The organism is Pseudomonas sp. JH-2 (assembly GCF_036231725.1).
GTDB classification, from domain to species: domain Bacteria; phylum Pseudomonadota; class Gammaproteobacteria; order Pseudomonadales; family Pseudomonadaceae; genus Pseudomonas; species Pseudomonas delhiensis.
Window position 1 is genome coordinate 94806 of the sequence record NZ_JAZAQP010000004.1, and the last position, 22120, is coordinate 116925.

Consider the following 22120-nt stretch of genomic DNA (forward strand, 5'->3'; position numbering starts at 1 on the left):
CTCCCCACCCGGCAGGCGATTCGGTCAGCGCTGGATCTCGCGGTCGCTGTCCAGCACGTAGGGCAGCGTCAGCAGGCGCAGGGTCGGGCCGTCCTCGGCCTGGCCGAGGCGCACGCGGCCGTCGGCCACGGCGTCGTCCTGCAGCACCGCCAGCAGCTCGATGCCTTCGGCGGCACGGGCGGCCAGTACCACTTCGCCGACGCTGCTGCCGTGCACCGGCGAGAACAGCTCGGCGCCCGGCTCGGGCAGCTCGGCGGCGTCCAGCGCCAGGCGGTGCAGGCGGCGCTTGAGGCGGCCGAGGTACTGCATGCGCGCGACGATTTCCTGGCCGGTGTAGCAGCCCTTCCTGAAGCTCACGCCGCCGACCGCCTGCAGGTTGATCATCTGCGGGATGAACAGCTCGCGGGTGGCGCCGAAGACCTGGCCGACGCCGGCGCGCACCTGGCCCAGCAGCCAGTCGTTGAGGCTGCCTTCGCCCAGGCCGGCGTCCAGTGCCTCGCGCACTTCGCCGGTGCGCGGGGCCGGTACCCAGAGTTCGGCGCGGCCATGGCCAAGGCTGATCGCCAGTAGGTCGCCGTTGCGCGCTACGCGGTCGGCCTCGGCGGGCAGGTCCAGGCCGAGGCCGGCGAGCACGGCTTCGCCGCCGCTAAGGCCGAAGCGGACCCAGTCGGCGCTGGCGTCGCCCAGGCTGGCCTTGGAGAACACGGCGTATTTCTTCAGCTCCGCCAGTTGCCCTTCCAGCAGCTCGGCGGCCAGCGCCAGCAGGTAGCCGTCGCCCTCGGCGACGATGCGGAAGCTGGAAGTCATGCGCCCCTTGGGCGTGCAGCGGCCGCCCAGGCTCGAGGTGCTGGCGTCGAGGTAGTTGAGGTTGCAGGTCAGCTGGCCCTGCAGGAACTTGGCGGCGTCCACGCCACGGACGGCGAGGACTCCTTCGTGGGTCAGGGCGGTGTAGAACGCGGAATCGGCCATTGCGGGTCGCTGGAAGAAAGTCAGGCTTGTCATGATAGAGCCGGGGCCCGCGCTTGTCAGCGGGTGCCGCCGGGCGAGGGCATGCGTATAATGCCGCTCGCTTCACGGAATCCGGCAGGCGCCGCACCGTGGGGTTTCCGATGTAGCGCCGAGGACCCGCAGAATGACCGACGAAATCGAACTGAAACGACTCTTCTGGCACAGCCGCCGCGGCATGCTGGAGCTGGACGTGCTGCTGGTGCCTTTCGTGCAGGAGGTCTACCCGGGCCTGGACGCCGAGAACCAGGCGCGTTTCCGCAAGCTGCTCGAGTGCGAGGACCAGGACATGTTCGGCTGGTTCATGCAGCGCGGCGAGCCGGAAGACGCCGACCTGCGCCACATCGTGCGCATGATCCTGGCCCGTGTCCAACCGGATTGAGGCCTTCGAATGCCGCTGGCGGCCGTCCCGACGGCTGCTGGCGGCCTACCTGGCGAGCCTGGCGCTCGCCGTGGCGGCGCTGAGCCTGGCCGCCCTTTCCGCCTTCTGGCAGGCCCTGGGCCTGCTGCTCTGCCTGGGCCACGCCCTGTGGGTGCTGCCGCGCCAGGTCCTGCTGCGTAGCCGCCATGCCTACCGCGCCCTGCGCCACGACGCCGACGGCTGGCAGTTGTGGAGCCCGGCCGGCGGCTGGCAGGCGGTGCAACTGCGCGCCGACAGCCTCGCGCTGCCGGCGCTGATCGTGCTGCGTTTCCACCTGCCGGGTAGCCGCCTGGGCCGCGGCCTGTGTCTGCCGCCCGACAGCCTGGCGGCGGAGGCCCACCGCCGCCTGCGCGTGCGGCTGCGCTTCAGCCGCGGCCGCTGGGCGCCGCCGCGCTAGCCTCAGCGCGGCCTGTTCGCCAGTTCCGCGCCCTGGCGCAGCGCCTCCAGCAGGCTGCGTTCGTCGGCGAGCCCCTTGCCGGCGATGTCGAAGGCGGTCCCGTGGTCCACCGAGGTGCGCACCACGTCCAGGCCGACCGTGACATTCACCCCGGCTTCCAGCCCGAGCACCTTCACCGGGCCGTGCCCCTGGTCGTGGTACATGGCCACCACCAGGTCGAAGTCGCCGCGGCCGGCGCGGTAGAACAGGGTGTCGGCCGGCAGCGGGCCGGTGACGTCCAGGCCCTGCGCCTGCAACAGGCTGACGGCGGGGATGATCTTCTCTTCCTCCTCGCCGTAGCCGAACAGGCCGTTCTCCCCGGCGTGGGGGTTGATGCCGCAGACGCCGATGCGCGGCCGGGGGATGCCGGAGCGTACCAGCGTCGCGTGGCCGCGCTCGATGGTGCGCTGCACCAGGCCGGGCTCGATGCGGCGTATGGCGTCGATGATGCCGATGTGGGTGGTGACGTGGATGACCCGCAGCTTGGGAGCCACCAGCATCATCGAGACCTCGTCGACATTGGTCAGGTGGGCGAGCAGCTCGGTGTGGCCGGGGAACTTGTGGCCGCCGGCGTGCAGGGCCTCCTTGTTCAGCGGGGCGGTGCAGATGGCGTCGATCTTCCCGGCCTTGGCTAGCTCCACCGCGCGGGCGATGAACTGGTAGGCCGCATCCCCCGCCACGGGGGACAGCGCGCCGAACGGCAGGTCGTCGGGAATGAGGCCGAGGTCGATGCAGTCGATCACGCCCGGCTCGAAGCGGGCGTCGTCGGCGTCCTCGATGCGCCTTACCCGGGCCAGCCCGCCGAGCAGGCGATCGGCCTTCTCCAGGCGCTGCGCATCGCCGATCACCAGGGGGCGGCAGAATCGGTGAAGCCCGGCGCTGGCCAGGCTCTTGACGATGATCTCCGGTCCGACGCCGGCCGCGTCGCCCATGGTGATGCCGATTACGGGAAGATAGTTGTTCATGGGTGGGACACTCTGAATTCAGGAGGGGGACTGTTGCGCGTCGTGCAGGTGGCGCCACGCGAGATAGAGGGCTTCGGGGCTGCCGAAGGCGCCGGCCTTGGTGACGATGCCGGGGCGGTGGCCGCCCGCCGGGGCCAGAGGGTGGCTGAGGACGCTGCCGGCCTCGATCTCGCCGACCAGCTGCAGGCCGTCGATGCCGACCGCGCCGAGCATCGCCCGCGCCGTTTCGCCACCGGTGGCGACCAGGCCGCCGACGCGGTGGAAGTGCGGCTTCAGCAGGGCGGCGAGGTTGGTCGAGAGCAGGGCGCCTTCGGCGGGGTCGGGTTGCTCGTCGCGGCCGATGCGCAGCAGCAGGTCCAGGCCCTGTTCGAGCAGCGCGCCCACCTGCGCCTGCCACTCCGGCCAGGCGGGGTGGTCGCTGCCCTGGCGCAGCACCGCTGGCGGCAGGCTGAGCGGGAGGGTGTCGCTGCGCCGTTGCAGCTCCTCGCATTGGCGGTCGGCGACGGCGGAAAGGCTGCCGGCTAGCACCACGGTCGCCAACTGCGAGGGGGCAGGCTCGGCCTTGCTTGGGGCCGGAGTAGAAGAGGGCGGCGGCACGTCCCTTATCTGCCTTGCCAGGCCCCCGGAGCCGACCCAGAACGCCCGCAGCTCCGGCTGCGCGGTTTCCCGGGCCAGCAGGCGCAGGTCCTCGGGTGTCTCGGCGTCGAAGATCAGGGCCTGGACACCGCGTTCCTGGGCCGACTGGATGAGCCGGGGCAGTTGCCCGGCCGACTGGCGCAACTGCTCCAGGGCGCAGTGTTCCACGCGCAGCCCGGCGTCGCCGAGCATCCTGGCCATGTCGGCCGGCGCATCGGCATGCTCCAGGCGCCAGGTGTCGGTGCTTTCCAGCGGCGCACCGTGCACCCGCACCTGGCCGTCGCGCACCGTGCGGCCCATTTCCGGAAAGGCCGGGGCGACCAGCGCCAGGCCCGCCAGGGGATGCAGCGCGGCGACTTCCGCGGCCCAGTTGCCGCGCAGGGTCGAGTCGATCTTCTTGTAGAGCCGCTGGCATGGCCTTGCCAGGGCATGGAAGGCCGCGACGCTGCGCTGCGCGGCCTGTGCCGCGTCCAGGCGGCGGCTGTCGGTATCCACGGCGATGACCTGGACCTGCGCCTGCGTCGGCCGGGCATCGAGCATCACCAGGGTCGGCCAGCCCAGGCTGGCGAACCCTACGGCGCAGTCCGCCGCGCCGGACAGGTCGTCGGCGATGATCAGCATGTTCATCGGGGCGACTCCGGCGCCATCGAGGCGTGCTGCCCGGCGCTTTCGGCCCGCTGCCTGACACGCTTGGCGAGGGTCGAGACGAGAATGGGCGTGAGGATGGCGGTGACCACCACGCAGGAGGCGACGAGCATGGTGGCGCTGGCGGCGGCCGGGGCGTAGACCGGGTTGGCGGCGGCGACCAGGGCCGGCACCGCCGCGGCATTGCCCGCCGTGGTGGCCGCCGCGGCGCCGGCGACGCCGGTGCCACCGGTCAGGCGGTCGGCGAAGTACAGCGGGATGCCGGTCAGCACCACCACGGCCACGCCCATCAGAAGGCCGAGCACGCCGGCCTGCCAGACCTTGTGCAGGTCCAGGCTGGCGCCCAGGGCGAGGGCGAAGAAGGGGATCAGCACCGGTACCGCCTTGCCGAGGAATTCGCGCATTTCACGGTCCAGGTTGCCAATGAGAATGCCCAGCAGCAGCGGCAGTATCGCCCCCAGCAAGGTCGGCCAGGGGAACGCCGACAGCCCGGCGACGCCCAGGGTGAGCATGGTCAGGAAGGGGCCGGACTCCAGCGACATCACCGAGTAGGCGCCGACGTCCTCGGGGCGGCCGTACTGCCCCATCAGCGCCATGTACAGGCCGCCGTTGGTGTCGTTCATCGCCGCCACCACGGCCAATGTGGACAGGCCGGCGAAGAACCCGGCCGAGACGGGCTGTTCCCCCAGGAACTGGCCGAGCAGGATGCCCAGGAGCATCGCCGTGCCGACCTTGGTGGCGAAGAGCGCGCCGCCCTTCTTCAGCAGGTAGGGCGTGGTGCGCACGTTGATGCTCGCGCCCATGCAGACGTAGAACACCGCGAGTATGGGCAGCGCGCCAGTGAACAGGGCGTTGGTGAAGGAACCGAAGAATTTCGGCGTGTCCGGCGCGAAGGTGGCCACCAGCGAACCGAGCAGCAGCGGGACGATCATCATGCCGCCGGGGATGCGCTCGATCGTGCGCTTGATCGGGATCTGGATCATGGGCAGGTACCTGTTCGTTCTTGTTCGACTTGTTATGGGGAGTGTTTGATCGAAACGCTCATGCATTTGATCGAATCGATCATCAAGATGCGATTTAAAGGACAAGAACTGCGCAAGTCAATCATGAGTTTGCGCATTTCGATCAAGGGAAGAGGGCTGGTGGACTGCGGGGGCGAAGAGGGAGGGGCCCGCCTCGGCGGGCGGGCTGGCTCAGGCGCCGGCGACGGGGGCCAGTTCGACGGTGGCCGTGGCGAGCAGGCGGAAGGGTTCGAGCGTCCTGTCGTCCGGTGCCGAGGTGATCAGGCGCCATTCCCGCTCCAGCGGCGTCCAGTGCTGCTGGCGCGCGCGCCCCAGCTTCTCGGCGTCGGCCAGTATGTACACTTCGGCGGCCCGCTTGATCACGCATTCCTTGAGGTAGGCCTGCTGGGCGCTGGCTTCGCAGAGGCCCAGCTCGGCGACGACGCCGTCGGCGCCGAGGAAGGCGCGGTCGAAGCTCAGCCGGCTCAGCGACAGTTCCGCCAGCGGGCCGAAGGTGCTCATGCCGGTGCTGCGCAGGTCGCCGCCGATCAGGGTGATCCGCACGCCCGGCGCATTGGCCAGCGCGCCGACCGCCAGCAGGTTGTTGGTGATCACGTGCACGTCCTGCAGCGCGCGCAGGTGCGCCGCCAGCGCCGCGCAGGTGGTGCCGCTGTCGAGGAAGATGCTGTCGCCCTCGCGGATGTGCGCGGCCGCGGCCCGGGCGATCGCCATCTTTTCCTCGCGGTGGCTGGCGTTGCGCTGCTCCAGGGTCGCTTCCGGCTCGTGGGTGCCGATCAGCGCGGTGGCCCCGCCGTGGGTCCGCACCAGCCGCCGCTGCCGGGCCAGCAGGCTGAGGTCGCGGCGCACGGTGGCTTCCGAAACGCCCAGGGCGGCGCCCAGTTCTTCCACGCTGGTGTCGCGGTGGCGAACGAGGTCGAGGATGGCGCGCTGGCGGTCGGTCGGTTTCATGGCGGTCTCGCGGGGTTGTCGGGGCTGCCGGCTGGCCGCTGCGAAGGCCGCCCGCGGTGGCGGGCGGGGCGCTCTAGCGGGGGCTGAGGAGGGTGTCGCGCGCCTCGGGAAGCAGCCCCGGGTAGTCCAGGGTGTAGTGCAGGCCGCGGCTTTCGTGGCGCTGCATGGCCGAGCGGATGATCAGGTCGGCGACCACGGCCAGGTTGCGCAGCTCGATCAGGTCGCGGCTGACCTTGTAGTTGCTGTAGAACTCGTCGATCTCGCTGAGCAGCATCTGCACCCGGTGCTGGGCGCGCTGCAGGCGCTTGTTGGTGCGCACGATGCCGACGTAGTCCCACATGAAGCGCCGCAGTTCGTCCCAGTTGTGCGCGATGATCACGTCCTCGTCCGAGTCGGTGACTTGGCTTGCGTCCCAGCTCGGCAGCGCCGGGGTGGCCGGCGTGCTTTCCAGGCGCGCCTGGATGTCGGCGGCGGCGGAGCGGGCGTAGACGAAGCATTCCAGCAGCGAGTTGCTGGCCATGCGGTTGGCGCCGTGCAGGCCGGTGAAGCTGGTCTCGCCGATGGCGTAGAGGTGCGGCACGTCGGTGTGGCCGTGCTCGTCCACCAGCACGCCGCCGCAGGTGTAGTGGGCGGCCGGCACCACCGGGATGGGCTCGCGGGTGATGTCGATGCCGAAGGTCAGGCAGCGCTCGTACACCGTGGGGAAGTGTTCCTTGATGAACTCGGCCGGCTTGTGGCTGATGTCCAGGTACACGCAGTCCACGCCCAGGCGCTTCATCTCGTGGTCGATGGCGCGCGCGACTATGTCCCGCGGGGCCAGTTCGGCGCGCGGGTCGAAGCGCTTCATGAAGCGCTCGCCGCTGGGCAGGCGCAGGTAGGCGCCTTCGCCGCGCAGCGCCTCGGTGATGAGGAAGCTCTTGGCCTGCGGGTGGTACAGGCAGGTGGGGTGGAACTGGTTGAACTCCAGGTTGCCGACGCGGCAGCCGGCGCGCCAGGCCATGGCGATGCCGTCGCCGGAGTTGCCGTCCGGGTTGCTGGTATAGAGGTAGACCTTGCTGGCGCCGCCGCAGGCGAGCACGGTGAAGCGCGCCGAGAAGGTGTCCACCTCGCCGCTGTCGCGGTTCAGCACGTAGGCGCCGAGGCAGCGCTGGCCGGGCAGGCCGAGCTTGCGTTCGGTGATCAGGTCGACCGCCACCCGCTGCGCCAGCAGCTCGATGTTCGGGCGCTGCCGGGCCTGTTCCAGCAGGGTGTTGAAGATGGCGGCGCCGGTGGCGTCGGCGGCGTGGATGATGCGCCGGTGGCTGTGGCCGCCCTCGCGGGTGAGGTGGAATTCGAAGCCGCTGTCCTCGCGGCCGGCCTCGTTGTCGCGGGTGAAGGGCACGCCCTGGTCGATCAGCCACTGGATGGCCTCGCGGCTGTGCTCGACGGTGAAGCGCACGGCGTCTTCGCGGCACAGGCCGGCGCCGGCGTCCAGGGTGTCCTGCACGTGGGACTCGACGGTGTCGGTGTCGTCCAGCACCGCGGCGACGCCGCCCTGGGCCCAGAAGGTCGAGCCCTGGGACAGCTCCCCCTTGCTCAGCACGGCGATGCGCAGGTGCTGCGGCAGCGTCAGGGCCAGGCTGAGGCCCGCGGCCCCGCTGCCGATCACTAGGACGTCGTGATGAAAGTGCTCGCTCATGCCCGGATTCCGATTGGTGGCGGCCTAGTATATAGAAGGGGGGATCGGCACAATAGCGGCCCTGTGCCTGCCGCCGTATTTCTGGCGCAAGCCCCGGCGTTCATGCGCCAGGGGCGGCAGGCGGAACTATTTCAGTCTTTCCGGTTCTAACGGTGAATGTCCGAAGCCTTCTTCCAGCGGGGTTCCCGAAGGGCGAGAAGGCAGTGGTTGTTCGCCGATTGCAGTGGATTTTCAAGGGCTTGGACAATGGGTCCGGCCGAGTCGCGGCAAAGCGACAAAAAAACTGTGCGGCGTACGCTTGGAGGGGAGAACTTTTGCAAGACATCCGAGTCTATCTTGGCAGAGCGATTCTGCAGGGTGCTCGCAGCTCCTCCGGGCTTGTTGAGGAGCATGCATGCTAACCCAGGAACAGGATCAGCAACTGGTTGAACGGGTACAGCGCGGAGACAAACGGGCTTTCGATCTGCTGGTGCTGAAGTACCAGCACAAGATACTCGGGCTGATCGTGCGGTTCGTGCACGACGCCCAGGAAGCCCAGGACGTTGCGCAGGAAGCTTTCATCAAGGCCTATCGCGCCTTGGGCAACTTCCGCGGTGACAGTGCCTTCTATACCTGGCTGTACCGGATCGCCATCAATACCGCGAAGAACCACCTGGTGGCGCGCGGTCGGCGGCCTCCGGACAGCGATGTGACAGCCGAGGATGCGGAGTTCTTCGATGGCGACCACGCCCTGAAGGACATCGAATCGCCGGAACGGGCAATGTTGCGGGACGAGATCGAGGAAACGGTCCATCGCACCATCCAGCAACTGCCAGAGGACCTGCGCACGGCATTGACCCTGCGTGAATTCGAGGGATTGAGCTACGAGGATATCGCCACCGTGATGCAATGCCCGGTGGGTACGGTCCGCTCACGGATCTTCCGTGCGCGGGAAGCGATAGACAAAGCCTTGCAGCCGTTGCTGCATGATGAACAGCCCTGAATACGGCGGAACAGCCAAGAGAGGTACGCCATGAGTCGTGAAGCCCTGCAGGAGTCGCTGTCCGCACTGATGGATAACGAAGCGGACGAACTCGAACTGCGCCGGGTGCTCGCAGCCTGCGGTGAAGATGCGGAAATGCGTGCCACTTGGTCGCGCTATCAACTGGCCCGGTCGGTGATGCACCGCGAGCCGGTACTGCCCAAGCTGGATATCGCCGCGGCGGTATCGGCGGCGCTGGCCGAGGAGGCCGCCCCGGCCCAGCCGCGGCGCAATCCGTGGCGCAACGTCGGGCGCGTGGCGGTCGCCGCTTCGGTGACACTGGCCGTCCTGGCGGGTGTTCGTCTATACCATCAAAATGATAGCGTTGCTCCGAGCCTGGCCCAGCAAGGCGCCACGCCGCAGATCACCCTGCCGCAGGTGCAGGGCCCGGCGGTACTGGCCGGCTACAACCAGGACGAGGATGCACCGCAGGTCATCACTGGTGGTTCGGGCAGCCCCACCACCTGGCATGAACAGCGTCTTCCGGGGTATCTCCGCCAGCATGCCCAGCAGTCGGCGGTGAACGGTACCGACAGCGCCCTGCCTTACGCGCGAGCCGCCAGCCTGGAAAGTCGCTGAAACCCGTTAAGGAGCGTCATGCGCGCCACTTTCCTGTTGTTTTTCCTGGGCGGTCTGCTGGCAATGCCAGTACAGGCCGCCGACGTCCAGGCGTGGGTCAAGCGGCTGACCGAGGGCCAGCAGCGACAAAGCTTCCAGGGTACCTTCGTCTACGAGCGCAACGGCATCTTCTCCACCCATGAAGTCTGGCGCCTGGTCGAGCCCGACGGCTCGGTGCGCGAGCATTGGCTGCAACTCGATGGCCCGCGCCAGGAAGTGGTCAAGCTCGATGGCGTGACCCAGTGCATCGCCGGCGGCATGGCCGGGCAACTGGGTGCCGGGCAGTTGTGGCCGGTGCGCAAGCTGGCCTCGGGCGACCTCGGCTCCTGGTACGACATCCGCGTGGTCGGCCAGTCCCGCATCGCCGGGCGCGAGGCCACGGTGATCGGGCTGATCCCCCGCGACCAGTACCGCTACGGCTTCGAGCTGCACCTGGACCAGGAAACCGGCTTGCCGCTGAAGTCGCTGCTGCTCAACGAGAAGGGCCAGGCGCTGGAGCGCCTGCAGTTCACCCAGTTCAGCACCGCGGCGCCGGACGACGGCGGCCTGCAGCCCTCCGACGCCTGCCAGGCGGTCCCCGCCGGCAAGCCGGACGCCCCGGTGGCCAGCAGCTGGCGCTCGGAATGGGTGCCGCCGGGCTTCACCCTCAACAACACCTACGAGCGCCGCAGCCCGGTATCGGACGATCGGGTCGTCAGCATGGACTACGGCGACGGCCTGGCGCGTTTCTCGATCTTCATCGAGCCGCTGCACGGCGCCAGGATCGACGACGCGCGCACCCAGCTGGGCCCGACCTCGGTGGTGTCCAAGCGCCTCAGTACCGAGGATGGCGGCATGATGGTCACCGTTGTCGGCGAGATCCCCACGGGGACCGCCGAACGCATCGCCATGTCGGTGCGGCCGCAGGCGCCCGCCCAGGGAGCCGCCGCGCAGTGATCGAAGAGCGGGGGCGGGTGATCGGCGTCGAAACCGCAGCGGTGCGGGTCCAGACGCTGCGCCAGAGCACCTGCTCGGCCTGTAGCGCCAAAGCCGGATGCGGCCAGGGGTTGCTGCAGCAATTGGGCTCCACCACGGGGCGCGGCGAAGTCCGCGCCCTTTCTGATTTCCCGCTCGGGGTAGGTGACGAGGTGGTGCTCGGCGTGCGCGAGGACCTCTTGTTGAAATGCGCCCTGATGTTCTATCTATTCCCCTTGCTCGGCCTGTTCGCCGCTACGCTGCTGGCGTGGTGCGCCGGCCTCGCCGAGCCCTGGTTGATCCTGGCCGGCCTCGCGGGTTTCCTGGCGACCTGGCTGTGGGTACGGCGCCACGCCCGGCGCCATTCGGATGACCCGGCGTTGCAGCCGGTTGTGTTGCGTACGCTGGTCACAGGGGCCGAAGGTCCCGCCTAAGTCCACTTCCCTTTGAATACGGGAGCAGTAGTCCATGCAAACCCTGAAACGCAGTATGGCCGCGATGGTCGCCCTGCTGGCCTTGAGCCTGTCGGTGGTCGCCCGCGCCGAATTGCCGGATTTCACCCCGCTGGTGGAGAAGGCTTCGCCGGCCGTAGTGAACATCAGTACCACCCAGAAAGTGCCGGACCAGGTCGCCAGCGGGCAGATGCCCGACCTGGAAGGCCTGCCGCCGATGTTCCGCGACTTCATCGAGCGCAGCATGCCGCGTGGCCAGCGCCCGCCGCGTGGGGCGCAGCGCGAGGCACAGTCCCTGGGTTCGGGGTTCATCATTTCCGATGATGGCTATGTGCTCACCAACAACCACGTGGTCGCCGACGCCGACGAGATCGTCGTGCGCCTGTCCGACCGCAGCGAGCACAAGGCCAAGCTGATCGGCGCCGACCCGCGCAGCGACGTGGCCCTGCTGAAGATCGACGCCAAGGGCCTGCCGACCCTCAAGCTGGGCGATTCGGACAAGCTGAAGGTGGGCGAGTGGGTGCTGGCCATCGGCTCGCCCTTCGGCTTCGACCATTCGGTGACCGCCGGTATCGTCAGCGCCAAGGGCCGCAGCCTGCCCAACGAGAACTACGTGCCCTTCATCCAGACCGACGTGGCCATCAACCCGGGCAACTCCGGCGGCCCGCTGCTGAACCTGCAGGGCGAGGTGGTCGGCATCAACTCGCAGATCTTCACCCGCTCCGGCGGCTTCATGGGCCTGTCCTTCGCCATCCCGATCGACGTCGCCATGAACGTGGCCGACCAACTGAAGAAAGGCGGCAAGGTCAGCCGCGGCTGGCTGGGCGTGGTGATCCAGGAAGTCAGCAAGGACCTCGCCGAATCCCTCGGCCTGGACAAGCCGGCCGGCGCCCTGGTGGCCCAGCTGGTACAGGACGGCCCGGCGGCCAAGGGCGGCCTGCAGGTCGGCGACGTGATCCTCAGCCTGAACGGCCAGACCATCAACGAGTCGGCCGACCTGCCGCACCTGGTCGGCGGCATGAAGCCGGGCGACAAGGCGGCCCTGGACGTGTTCCGCGATGGCTCGCGCAAGACCCTGAACATGACCATCGGCAACCTGCCGGACGAGGACGAGGAAGTCGCCGCCGTCGAAGGGCAGGGCGCCGAGCGTAGCAGCAACCGCATGGGCGTGACCGTCGCCGACCTCACCGCCGAGCAGCGCAAGTCGCTGGACATCAAGGGCGGCGTGGTGATCAAGGACGTCCAGGACGGTCCGGCGGCGATGATCGGCCTGCGTCCGGGCGACGTCATCACCCACTTGAACAACCGCACGGTGGAATCCGCCAAGGCCTTCTCCGAGATCGCCAAGGCGCTGCCGAAGGGCAAGTCGGTGTCCATGCGCGTTCTGCGCCAGGGCCGTGCCAGCTTCATCACCTTCAAGCTGGACGAATGACCGGCGGGTAGGGGTAGGCAGGGCGGATAACCGTTCGCGGTTATCCGCCGTCGGCCGTGCCACGGGAGTGTCCGGCGTGGCCGGTGAATCCAATCGCGGACAAGGTCCTCCTACCCCAACCACCGCTGCCCACCTGTAGGAGCGCGCCCTGCGCGCGATTCGCGGGCAGGGCCCGCTCCTACACCCGTGCTTGCCTGGAACCGTATGTCATTCCCGCGTAGGGCGAATAACCGTTCGCGGTTATCCGCCGTCGGCCGTGCCTCGGGAGTGTCCGGCGTGGCCGGTGAATCCAATCGCGGACAAGGTCCTCCTACCCCAACCACCGCTGCCCACCTGTAGGAGCGCGCCCTGCGCGCGATTCGCGGGCAGGGCCCGCTCCTACACCCGTGCTTGCCTGGAACCGTATGTCATTCCCGTGTAGGGCGAATAACCGTTCGCGGTTATCCGCCGTCGGCCGTGCCGCGGGAGTGTCCGGCGTGGTCGGTGAGTCCAATCGCGGACAAAGTCCGCTCCTACGCCCGTGCTTCCCTGTAAGCGTAGGAGCGGACTCTGTCCGCGATTCGGCGGATAACGCCGGAGCAACATTCGAGCATCCGGAGCGGCGCGTTACACCGAGCTGACCCCCACGAAAACGCCGTTTCCCCATCAGGAAGCGGCGTTTTTTCTTGGGTGCATTCAGCGCGGCTCAGAGGAACGCCCAGCGCACGCCCAGCCAGGCGGTGCGCGGCGCCCCCGGGGCGACGAAGGTTTCACCCACGGAGTTGCTGCGCCTGCCGTTGACCGTGCCGTTGCCGGCGGCGCCGTCAGTGCGCATCACGCCATTGGCGTCGAACGGGTTGGCGCCGAGCATGCCGGCGGTGGCGTACTCGCGGTCGAACAGGTTGTCGACCTGGGCGAAGATGCGCCAGGCCGGGGTGAGCTGGTAGGCGCCGTTGAGGTTGAACACGGTGTAGCCGCCGATCTCGCCACCGCCCTGGTACAGGCCGCCGCTCTGATGGTCGTTGTTCTCGTTGCCGCGCACGTAGGAGCCGGAGACGCTGATGGCGTCGGCGCCGATGCTCAGGCGCTCGGTCACCGCGTAGTCGGCCGACAGCTTGAGGATGTTGCGCGGCACCAGCGGAATGCGGTCGCCGGACTTCACGCTGATGTTGCCGTCGTCCGCGCTGCTGTTGGCCTCGCCCAGGAAGGTCTCGCCCGAGCGGTAGGTGGCGTCGACGAAGGTGTAGTTGGCGGCCAGCGCCCAGTCGCCCCAGCTCCCGGAGATACCGGTTTCGATGCCGCGCCGGCGGGTTTCGCCGAAGTTCGCGAAGTAGCCGCTGCCGCTGGTGCTGGAGGACACGAACATGATGTCGTTGCTGTTGCGCGCGCTGAACAGCCCGGCGTTCCATTGCACGTTGTCGCCGATCAGGCCGCGCAGGCCGGCTTCCCAGGTCCGCGTCACCACCTGTTCCAGCGGTGGATCGCCGGCCATGGAGTTGGGCAGGCGGCAGGGCGATTCCGGGTTGGCGCAGCCCAGCTCGATGGTGGTCGGGGCCCGGCTGCCTTCGCTGTAGCCGGCATAGGCGGTCAGGCTGCGGGTCGGGTGGAAGGTCAGGCCGACGGCCGGGTTGAAGCGGTTGAAGCTGTGCTTGCCGCTGAGCGAGGCGTTCTCGTCGACGCTGTCGCCCAGGGCGTCGCCATCGAGTTCGTAGTGGGAGAGCTGGTCGTGGTTGCGCACCGAGATGGCGTTGTAGCGCCCGGACAGCGTGAGGTCGAGCGTCGGGGCCAGGCTCAGGGTGTCGCTGCCGTAGAGGCTCCAGGTGCGGGTGTTGCCCTTCAGGCGCGCGGCCCGGTCGTCCAGCTCGCCGTCCAGGTTGAAGGCGTTGCCGGCCTCGGCGTACATGCCCGTGCCGACGATGCCGCGGTCGGCGGTGAGCGCGCCGTATTCGGCCGACTGCCGGAAGCGTACCTGGCTGTAGTCGAAGCCGCCGCCCAGGGACAGCAGGTTGTCCTTGCCGAACAGCCGGTTGCGCAGCGAGAACTGCTCGAACAGGCCGATGTTGCTCTGCGTGGTGCGGGTGCGGTTGATCATCCCGGTGCATTTCTCGCCGGGTTCGCCGCCCGGCTCGAACTGCGCGACGCAGGCCGCCAGGTTCGCCGCGGTGGTGTAGCCGCCGGCCGCCGGCAGGATGTTCTGGCCGGGCTCGCCGATGCCCTCGGGCAGGGACTCGTCGTTGATGTCGCCGTTGAAGGTGTCGGTATCGATATGGCGGTAGTAGAGGTTGCCGGAGGCGCTCAGGTCGTCGCTGTAGTCGTGGTTCCACTGCAGGTTGAGGAAGCTGGCGGTGTTCTGCGTGTTGTCCGGGTAGGTGTACACGCTGTCGCGGTCGCGGCGTAGGAAGCTCTCGGGCACCATGCCGTTACCGTTGAGGTCGGTGTCGGCGAAGCTGTAGGTCAGCTTCAGGTCGGTGGCCTCGCCCTGCCAGCCGAGCTTGCCGAAGAGGTTCTGCGCGTCGGAGTCGGAATGCTCGCGCCAGCCATCCTCCTCGAAGTGGGTGGCGGCGAAGAACCAGTCCCATTGCCCTTCGCTGCCGCCGTACTCGGCTTCGCCGATCTTGCGCCCGTAGGAGCCCAGGGTGGCCTGGACGGCGCCGCCGGGGTTGTCGCGGCCGTTCTTGGTCTGCACCGCGAGCGCGCCGCCCAGGGTGTTCAGGCCGAACAGCGGGTTGCTGCCGGGCATCAGCTGGGCGCTGGCGATGGCGTTGTCGGGGATCAGGTCCCAGCTGACGACGTCGCCGAAGGGCTGGTTCATGCGCACGCCATCGAGGTACAGCGACAGCCCCTGGGGCGTGCCGAGCAGCGGCGAGGCGGTGAAGCCGCGGTAGTTGATGTCCGGCTGCAGCGGGTTGTTCTGGATCTCGTTGACGTAGACCCCGGCGCTCCGCCGCTTGAGGTAGTCGGCCAGGTCCAGCGCCTGGCTCTTCTGCAGGTCCGCGCCGGTGAAGGTCTGTACCGGCGCGGCGATCTGGTCGCGGGAAACGCCCTGGGAGGGCAGCGGCAGGCTGCTGATCACCTCGGTCTGCCCCAGCGACAGGGGCTCGGTGCCGTCCGCGGCCCGGGCGGGCAGGGCGAGGCCGGCGGCATGGGCCACGAGCAGGGCGAGGGCGCTCGGGCCGAAGGGGTGGCGTCTGGGCATGGCGGTGCTTCCTGGTTCTTGTTGGCGTTGTGGGGCGGCGCGGCCGAATCGCTCCGCCGCGCCTGGGCCAGGTGCGGAATCGCTCGGTGGGGAGGGTGGCCTTGGTCGGCGTGCGGCTGCACGAAGGACACTAGGGCCGTGGGCGGGGTGGGAAAATCCTACGTTGGAGGCGGACGGCTCGTACCAACGTACTGGATGGCGGCCACTGGGCGTCGGCTGCGCTGCGTCGCAGGGTGACGCGTGGCGGCGGATTCAGGTAAACTCCCCGGCTATTTTTCGGCGGATCGCCGCCTTCAGCCTTCCGAGTGTGTCAAGCCGTGAGTGACCTGAGTCATATCCGCAATTTCTCCATCATCGCCCACATCGACCATGGCAAGTCGACCCTGGCCGACCGCTTCATCCAGATGTGCGGTGGTCTTTCCGACCGCGAGATGGAGGCTCAGGTCCTGGATTCCATGGACCTGGAGCGCGAGCGCGGCATCACCATCAAGGCCCACAGCGTCACCCTGCACTACAAGGCGCAGGACGGTAAGACCTACCAGCTGAACTTCATCGACACCCCCGGCCACGTCGACTTCACCTACGAGGTCAGCCGTTCCCTGGCCGCCTGCGAGGGCGCGCTGCTGGTGGTGGACGCCGGCCAGGGCGTCGAGGCGCAGTCGGTGGCCAACTGCTACACCGCCATCGAGCAGGGCCTGGAAGTCATGCCCGTGCTGAACAAGATGGACCTGCCGCAGGCCGACCCGGACCGCGTGAAGGACGAGATCGAGAGCATCATCGGCATCGATGCCACCGACGCCGTGGCCTGCTCGGCCAAGAGCGGCATGGGCGTGGACGAGGTGCTCGAGCGCCTGGTGACGACCATCCCGGCCCCCGAGGGCGAGATCGACGCGCCGCTGCAGGCGCTGATCATCGACTCCTGGTTCGACAACTACCTGGGCGTGGTCTCGCTGGTGCGCGTCAAGCACGGCCGGGTGAAGAAGGGCGACAAGATCCTGGTGAAGTCCACCGGCAAGCTGCACCAGGTGGACAGCGTCGGTGTATTCACCCCGAAACACACCGAGATGCCCGACCTCAAGGCCGGCGAAGTGGGCTTCATCATCGCCGGCATCAAGGACATCCACGGCGCCCCCGTGGGTGACACCCTGACCCTCAGCAACACCCCCGACGTGGACGTGCTGCCGGGCTTCAAGCGCATCAAGCCGCAGGTCTACGCCGGCCTGTTCCCGGTCAGCTCCGACGACTTCGAGGACTTCCGCGAAGCGCTGCAGAAGCTGACCCTGAACGACGCCGCCCTGCAGTACGAGCCGGAAAGCTCCGAGGCCCTGGGCTTCGGCTTCCGCATCGGCTTCCTCGGCATGCTGCACATGGAGATCATCCAGGAGCGCCTGGAGCGCGAATACGACCTGGACCTGATCACCACGGCGCCGACGGTGATCTTCGAGATCGTGCAGAAGAACGGCGAGATCCTCTACGTCGACAACCCGTCCAAGCTTCCCGACCTTTCGTCCATCGACGAGATGCGCGAGCCGATCTGCCGGGCGACCATCCTTGTGCCCCAGGAGCACCTGGGCAACGTCATCACCCTGTGCATCGAGAAACGCGGTGTGCAGCGCGACATGCACTTCCTCAGCGGCCAGGTCCAGGTGATCTACGACATGCCGATGAACGAGGTGGTGCTGGACTTCTTCGACCGTCTGAAGTCCACCAGCCGCGGCTACGCCTCGCTGGACTATAGCTTCGACCGCTTCGAGCCGGCCAACCTGGTCCGCCTCGACGTGCTGATCAACGGCGAGAAGGTGGACGCCCTCGCCCTGATCGTCCACCGCGACAACGCCCCCTACAAGGGGCGCCAGTTGGTGGAGAAGATGAAGGAACTGATCCCGCGTCAGATGTTCGACGTCGCGATTCAGGCGGCCATCGGCGGGCAGATCATCGCCCGCTCGACGGTCAAGGCGCTCAGGAAGAACGTGCTGGCCAAGTGCTATGGCGGTGATGTGAGCCGTAAGCGCAAGCTGCTGGAGAAGCAGAAGGCCGGTAAGAAAAGGATGAAGCAGGTCGGTAGCGTGGAGATTCCCCAGGAAGCCTTCCTCGCCGTGCTCAAAGTGGACAGTTAGATTCTATGACGCTGAATTTCCCGCTGTTGCTGGTGATAGCCGTCGCCCTGTGCGGCGCCCTGGCCCTGGTCGACCTGGTGCTCTTCGCGCCGCGCCGCCGGGCCGCCATCTCCGCCTACCAGGGCTCGGTCGCCGAGCCCGATCCGGAGGTGCTGGACAAGCTGAACAAGGAACCCGTGCTGATCGAGTACGGCAAGTCCTTCTTCCCGGTACTGTTCATCGTGCTGGTGCTGCGTTCCTTCCTGGTCGAGCCGTTCCAGATCCCCTCCGGCTCGATGAAGCCCACCCTCGAGGTCGGCGACTTCATCCTGGTCAACAAGTTCGCCTACGGCATCCGCCTGCCGGTGCTGGACGCCAAGGTGATCCCGGTCGGCGACCCGCAGCGCGGCGACGTGATGGTGTTCCGCTACCCCAGCGACCCGAACATCAACTACATCAAGCGCGTGGTCGGCGTGCCGGGTGACCGCGTGCGCTACACCAGCGACAAGCGCCTGTACGTCAACGACCAGCTGGTGGCCGAGCAACTGGTCGGCGAGGAGCCGGGCAGCCTGGGCAGCGTGACCCTGTACAAGGAGAAGCTGGGCGAGGCCGAGCACCTGATCCGCAAGGAAATGACGCGCTACCGCGTGGAGCCCGGCAAGGAGTGGACGGTCCCGGCCGAGCACTACTTCATGATGGGCGACAACCGCGACAACTCCAACGACAGCCGCTACTGGAACGATCCGAAGATCCCGAAGGAGCTGCTGGGCATGGTTCCGGACCGCAACATCGTCGGCAAGGCCTTCGCCGTGTGGATGAGCTGGCCGGACCCGAAACTGCGCAACCTGCCGAACTTCTCGCGGGTCGGCGTGATTCACTGAATGTGAGCTGCGTCGAGCGCCGGCCGCCGGTCGGTGCTAGAACGAAGGGCGGGGCGGCGCGCGGGGAGCGGGTCCGCCCCGCTTGCACTTGGAACCGCCGGTGGCGGGGGATGAGAACCATACCGACATGAGGTCAGCATGAAGTACGCAGGTTCGCAGAAGGGGATGTCGTTGCTGGGTTGGCTGGTAGTGCTGGCCATTGTGGCCTTCCTGGCCAGTACCGCGTTCAAGATCATTCCGCACTACCTCGACTACTACGCCATCGAGAAGGCCATCAAGGCGGTGGAAACCGACAAGGCGGCGGATGTGCGCAGCGTCCCGGAGTTCTACTCTTACGTGGACAAGGCGCTGACCATCAACAACATCCGCGACCTGAAGCTGCAGGATGCGCTGACCGTGGAACAGGACAACAACGAGTTCCGCGCGCACCTGAAGTATGAAAAACGCGAGCCGCTGATCGAGAACCTCGACCTGGTGGTCCACTTCGACAAAGAATTCCGTGTAAGAACGCCGTGAGCAATACCCTGGATCGACTCGAGCGCAAGCTCGGCTACACCTTCAAGGACCAGGACCTGATGGTCCTGGCCCTGACCCATCGCAGCTTCGCCGGGCGCAACAACGAGCGCCTGGAGTTCCTCGGTGACGCCATCCTCAACTTCGTCATCGGCGAAGCCCTGTTCAGCCACTTCCCGCAGGCCCGCGAAGGCCAGCTGTCGCGCCTGCGCGCACGGCTGGTCAAGGGCGAGACCCTGGCCCTGCTGGCCCGTGGCTTCGAACTGGGCGACTACCTGCGCCTGGGCTCGGGTGAGCTCAAGAGCGGCGGTTTCCGCCGCGAGTCGATCCTCGCCGACGCCATGGAAGCGCTGATCGGCGCCATCTACCTGGACACCGGGATGGACTCCGCGCGCGAGCGCATCCTCGCCTGGCTCGGCCCGCAACTGCGCGAGCTGACCCCGGTGGACACCAACAAGGACCCCAAGACGCGCCTGCAGGAATTCCTGCAGTCGCGCGCCTGCGAGCTGCCGCGCTACGACGTGGTGGACATCCAGGGCGAACCGCATTGCCGGACCTTCTTCGTCGAGTGCGAAGTGGCCCTGCTGAACGACAAGACCCATGGGCACGGCGGCAGCCGCCGCATCGCCGAGCAGGTGGCCGCCGCCGCCGCGCTGGTGGCCCTGGGCGTGGAGAATGGCCATGACTGAACAACTCGACGACACCAGCCGCTGCGGCTACGTCGCCATCGTCGGCCGCCCCAACGTGGGCAAGTCGACGCTGCTCAACCACATCCTCGGGCAGAAGCTGGCCATCACCTCGCGCAAGCCGCAGACCACCCGCCACACCCTGCTCGGCATCAAGACCGAAGGCGCGGTGCAGGCGGTGTACGTCGACACCCCCGGCCTGCACAAGGACAACGACAAGGCGCTGAACCGCTATATGAACCGCTCCGCCAGCGCCGCGCTGAAGGACGTGGACGTGGTGATCTTCGTGGTCGACCGCCTGCGCTGGACCGACGAGGACCAGATGGTCCTGGACCGCGTGCAGCACGTCAGCTGCCCGGTGCTGATCGCGGTGAACAAGGTCGACCGCCTGGAAGACAAGGCCGAGCTGCTGCCGCACCTGCAATGGCTCACCGGATTGCTGCCCAAGGCCGAAGTGGTGCCGATCTCCGCCCAGCATGGGCAGAACCTCGACGTGCTGGAGCAACTGGTGGCCGAGCGCCTGCCGGAAAGCGAGCACTTCTTCCCGGAAGACCAGATCACCGACCGCAGCAGCCGCTTCCTCGCCGCCGAACTGGTGCGCGAGAAGATCATGCGCCAGCTCGGCGCCGAGCTGCCCTACCAGATCACCGTGGAGATCGAGGAGTTCAAGCAGGAAGGCCGCGTGCTGCACATCCACGCGCTGATCCTGGTGGAACGCGAAGGGCAGAAGAAGATCATCATCGGCGACAAGGGCGAGCGCATCAAAAGCATCGGCCAGAGCGCGCGCAAGGACATGGAGGTGCTGTTCGACTCCAAGGTCATGCTCAACCTCTGGGTCAAGGTGAAGGGCGGCTGGTCCGACGACGAACGCGCCCTGCGCTCGCTCGGCTACGGCGACCTCTGACACCCACCCACGCGGCCCGCTGAGGCGGGCCGCCTGAAGGCCGCACCCGCGCATGAGCCTCGTCAGCGTCCCCCTGCCGACCTTCATCCTGCACAGCCGCCCGTACAAGGAAACCAGCGCGCTGGTGGACTTCTTCACCCCCGAAGGCCGCCTGCGCGCCGTGCTGCGCGGCGCGCGCGGCAAGTCCGGGGCCCTGGCGCGGCCCTTCGTGCCGCTGGAGGCGGAGTTCCGCGGCCGCGGCGAGCTGAAGAACGTCAGCCGCCTGGAAGCCGCCGGCATCCCCAACCTGCTGGCCAGCGACGCGCTGTTCAGCGGCCTCTACCTCAACGAATTGCTGATCCGTCTGCTGCCAGCGGAGGTGCCGCATCCGCCGCTGTTCGAGCACTACCGCGCGACCCTGCCGCTGCTTGCCGCCGGGCGCCCGCTGGAGCCCTTGCTACGCGCCTTCGAATGGCGGCTGCTGGACGAGCTGGGCTATGGTTTCGCCCTCGATCGCGATATTGTCGGACAAGATATCGTCCCCGGCGGCCTGTACCGCCTGCTGCCCGATGCCGGCCTGGAACCGGTGGGCGGCTTCCAGCCGGGCCTGTTCCATGGCGCCGACCTGCTGGCCATGGCCGAGGCCGACTGGAGCGCCCCCGGCGCCCTGGCCGCGGCCAAGCGCCTGATGCGCCAGGCCCTGGCGCCGCATCTCGGCGGCCGACCGCTGGTCAGCCGCGAACTCTTCATGAATCGCAAGGAACCTCCCCGTGACTGAAGCCAACCGCATCCTCCTCGGCGTCAACATCGACCACGTCGCCACCCTGCGCCAGGCCCGCGGCACCCGCTACCCGGACCCGGTCAAGGCTGCGCTGGACGCCGAGGAAGCCGGCGCCGACGGCATCACCGTGCACCTGCGCGAGGACCGCCGGCACATCCAGGACCGCGACGTGCGCGTGCTCGCCGAGGTGCTGCAGACGCGCATGAACTTCGAGATGGGCGTGACCGAGGAAATGCTGGCCTTCGCCGAGGCGATCCGCCCGGCCCACGTCTGCCTGGTCCCGGAAACCCGCCAGGAACTGACCACCGAGGGTGGCCTGGACGTGGCCGGCCAGGAAGCGCGCATCCACGCCGCGGTGCAGCGCCTGGCCGCCGCCGGCTGCGAGGTGTCGCTGTTCATCGACGCCGACCCGCGGCAGATCGAGGCCTCCGCCCGCGTCGGCGCCCCGGCCATCGAACTGCACACCGGGCGCTACGCCGACGCCCACGGCGTGGCGGAAACCGCGCTGGAACTGGCGCGCATCCGCGACGGCGTGGAGGCCGGCCTGTCCCACGGCCTGATCGTCAACGCCGGCCACGGCCTGCACTACCACAACGTCGAGCCCGTGGCGGCGATCCGCGGGATCAACGAACTGAACATCGGCCACGCCCTGGTGGCCCACGCGCTCTTCGTCGGCTTCAAGGCGGCGGTGGCGGAAATGAAGGCGCTGATCGTGGCGGCTGCCAAGCGCTGAGCATAAGGTGGTTCCGGGCGTGGCCTCGGCGTTGGTGAAGGCCGCGGTGTATCGGCGTATAACCGCGAACGGTTATACGCCCTACGTTTCCTGGGACGACCCAGTCGTGGGAGCAATTGTCTTGCCGGCTGCGCCGGGG

At 68.1% G+C, this 22120-nt stretch carries 21 protein-coding genes; 14 read left to right on the plus strand and 7 right to left on the minus strand.

Annotation, left to right across the window (positions count from 1 at the left end; genetic code table 11):
- Window positions 1-24 precede the first annotated feature (24 nt).
- Window positions 25-969, minus strand: a complete 945-nt coding sequence (gene ygfZ / locus VV867_RS04355; protein ID WP_109935043.1) for a CAF17-like 4Fe-4S cluster assembly/insertion protein YgfZ — start codon at window positions 967-969, stop codon at window positions 25-27.
- A gap of 163 nt (window positions 970-1132) precedes the next feature.
- On the opposite strand from ygfZ, the gene VV867_RS04360 reads away from it, so the two are divergent.
- Window positions 1133-1387 carry an FAD assembly factor SdhE gene (locus VV867_RS04360; protein WP_089391457.1) on the plus strand — a complete coding sequence of 85 codons (255 nt, stop codon included), beginning with the start codon at window positions 1133-1135 and terminating at the stop codon, window positions 1385-1387.
- The gene (locus tag VV867_RS04365; RefSeq protein ID WP_089391458.1) at window positions 1371-1823 is read left to right on the plus strand and encodes a protein YgfX; all 453 of its coding nucleotides are present in this window, start codon (window positions 1371-1373) and stop codon (window positions 1821-1823) included. The genes VV867_RS04360 and VV867_RS04365 overlap by 17 nt, the downstream gene beginning before the upstream one ends.
- 2 nt (window positions 1824-1825) lie before the next feature.
- On the opposite strand, the gene pdxA is transcribed toward VV867_RS04365, so the two are convergent.
- From pdxA to nadB, 5 genes are all read right to left on the minus strand, one after another.
- Window positions 1826-2827, minus strand: a complete 1002-nt coding sequence (pdxA, locus tag VV867_RS04370) for a 4-hydroxythreonine-4-phosphate dehydrogenase PdxA (protein WP_328565702.1) — start codon at window positions 2825-2827, stop codon at window positions 1826-1828.
- An 18-nt stretch (window positions 2828-2845) separates the two neighbouring features.
- Window positions 2846-4090, minus strand: coding sequence for a four-carbon acid sugar kinase family protein (locus tag VV867_RS04375; RefSeq protein WP_328565703.1), 1245 nt, complete (start codon window positions 4088-4090; stop codon window positions 2846-2848).
- Window positions 4087-5091 (minus strand): 2-keto-3-deoxygluconate permease, encoded by a 1005-nt coding sequence (locus VV867_RS04380; RefSeq protein ID WP_328565704.1) that lies wholly within the window; start codon window positions 5089-5091, stop codon window positions 4087-4089. Before VV867_RS04380 ends, VV867_RS04375 begins: the two co-directional genes overlap by 4 nt.
- 210 nt (window positions 5092-5301) lie before the next feature.
- Entirely contained in the window at window positions 5302-6078 is a 777-nt protein-coding gene (locus VV867_RS04385; RefSeq protein WP_328565705.1) for a DeoR/GlpR family DNA-binding transcription regulator, read from the minus strand.
- 73 nt (window positions 6079-6151) lie between these two features.
- On the minus strand, window positions 6152-7756 hold the full coding sequence (nadB, locus tag VV867_RS04390; RefSeq protein WP_089391463.1) for an L-aspartate oxidase: 1605 nt from the start codon (window positions 7754-7756) through the stop codon (window positions 6152-6154).
- A 394-nt stretch (window positions 7757-8150) separates the two neighbouring features.
- Here nadB and rpoE point away from each other — a divergent pair, with 394 nt between their 5' ends.
- From rpoE to VV867_RS04415, 5 genes are read left to right on the plus strand one after another with little or no spacing between them, the layout of a single operon-like run.
- Complete coding sequence (gene rpoE, locus VV867_RS04395; RefSeq protein WP_009616435.1) at window positions 8151-8738, plus strand: RNA polymerase sigma factor RpoE; 588 nt, start codon at window positions 8151-8153, stop codon at window positions 8736-8738.
- A gap of 30 nt (window positions 8739-8768) precedes the next feature.
- Window positions 8769-9356, plus strand: a complete 588-nt coding sequence (locus VV867_RS04400) for a sigma-E factor negative regulatory protein (protein ID WP_089391464.1) — start codon at window positions 8769-8771, stop codon at window positions 9354-9356.
- A gap of 18 nt (window positions 9357-9374) precedes the next feature.
- Window positions 9375-10331 carry a MucB/RseB C-terminal domain-containing protein gene (locus tag VV867_RS04405; RefSeq protein WP_109935047.1) on the plus strand — a complete coding sequence of 319 codons (957 nt, stop codon included), beginning with the start codon at window positions 9375-9377 and terminating at the stop codon, window positions 10329-10331.
- On the plus strand, window positions 10328-10783 hold the full coding sequence (locus VV867_RS04410; protein ID WP_109935048.1) for a SoxR reducing system RseC family protein: 456 nt from the start codon (window positions 10328-10330) through the stop codon (window positions 10781-10783). Before VV867_RS04405 ends, VV867_RS04410 begins: the two co-directional genes overlap by 4 nt.
- 34 nt (window positions 10784-10817) lie before the next feature.
- Window positions 10818-12233, plus strand: coding sequence for a DegQ family serine endoprotease (locus VV867_RS04415; protein WP_089391467.1), 1416 nt, complete (start codon window positions 10818-10820; stop codon window positions 12231-12233).
- A gap of 685 nt (window positions 12234-12918) precedes the next feature.
- Here VV867_RS04415 and VV867_RS04420 read toward each other — a convergent pair.
- On the minus strand, window positions 12919-15408 hold the full coding sequence (locus VV867_RS04420) for a TonB-dependent receptor (protein ID WP_328565706.1): 2490 nt from the start codon (window positions 15406-15408) through the stop codon (window positions 12919-12921).
- A 317-nt stretch (window positions 15409-15725) separates the two neighbouring features.
- Here VV867_RS04420 and lepA point away from each other — a divergent pair, with 317 nt between their 5' ends.
- The 7 genes from lepA to pdxJ all read left to right on the plus strand — a co-directional run bounded on the left by lepA (window position 15726) and on the right by pdxJ (window position 21981).
- Window positions 15726-17525 (plus strand): translation elongation factor 4, encoded by a 1800-nt coding sequence (lepA, locus tag VV867_RS04425; protein ID WP_109936864.1) that lies wholly within the window; start codon window positions 15726-15728, stop codon window positions 17523-17525.
- Between the two features lie 5 nt (window positions 17526-17530).
- The gene (gene lepB, locus VV867_RS04430; protein WP_109936863.1) at window positions 17531-18385 is read left to right on the plus strand and encodes a signal peptidase I; all 855 of its coding nucleotides are present in this window, start codon (window positions 17531-17533) and stop codon (window positions 18383-18385) included.
- Between the two features lie 138 nt (window positions 18386-18523).
- Entirely contained in the window at window positions 18524-18901 is a 378-nt protein-coding gene (locus VV867_RS04435) for a DUF4845 domain-containing protein (protein ID WP_089391471.1), read from the plus strand.
- Window positions 18898-19587, plus strand: coding sequence for a ribonuclease III (gene rnc, locus VV867_RS04440; protein ID WP_009616452.1), 690 nt, complete (start codon window positions 18898-18900; stop codon window positions 19585-19587). The genes VV867_RS04435 and rnc overlap by 4 nt, the downstream gene beginning before the upstream one ends.
- Window positions 19574-20488 (plus strand): GTPase Era, encoded by a 915-nt coding sequence (era, locus tag VV867_RS04445; RefSeq protein WP_371921190.1) that lies wholly within the window; start codon window positions 19574-19576, stop codon window positions 20486-20488. Before rnc ends, era begins: the two co-directional genes overlap by 14 nt.
- Window positions 20489-20540: 52 nt before the next feature.
- Window positions 20541-21245, plus strand: coding sequence for a DNA repair protein RecO (recO, locus tag VV867_RS04450; protein WP_109936862.1), 705 nt, complete (start codon window positions 20541-20543; stop codon window positions 21243-21245).
- On the plus strand, window positions 21238-21981 hold the full coding sequence (pdxJ, locus tag VV867_RS04455; protein WP_328565707.1) for a pyridoxine 5'-phosphate synthase: 744 nt from the start codon (window positions 21238-21240) through the stop codon (window positions 21979-21981). The genes recO and pdxJ overlap by 8 nt, the downstream gene beginning before the upstream one ends.
- Window positions 21982-22120 lie beyond the last annotated feature (139 nt).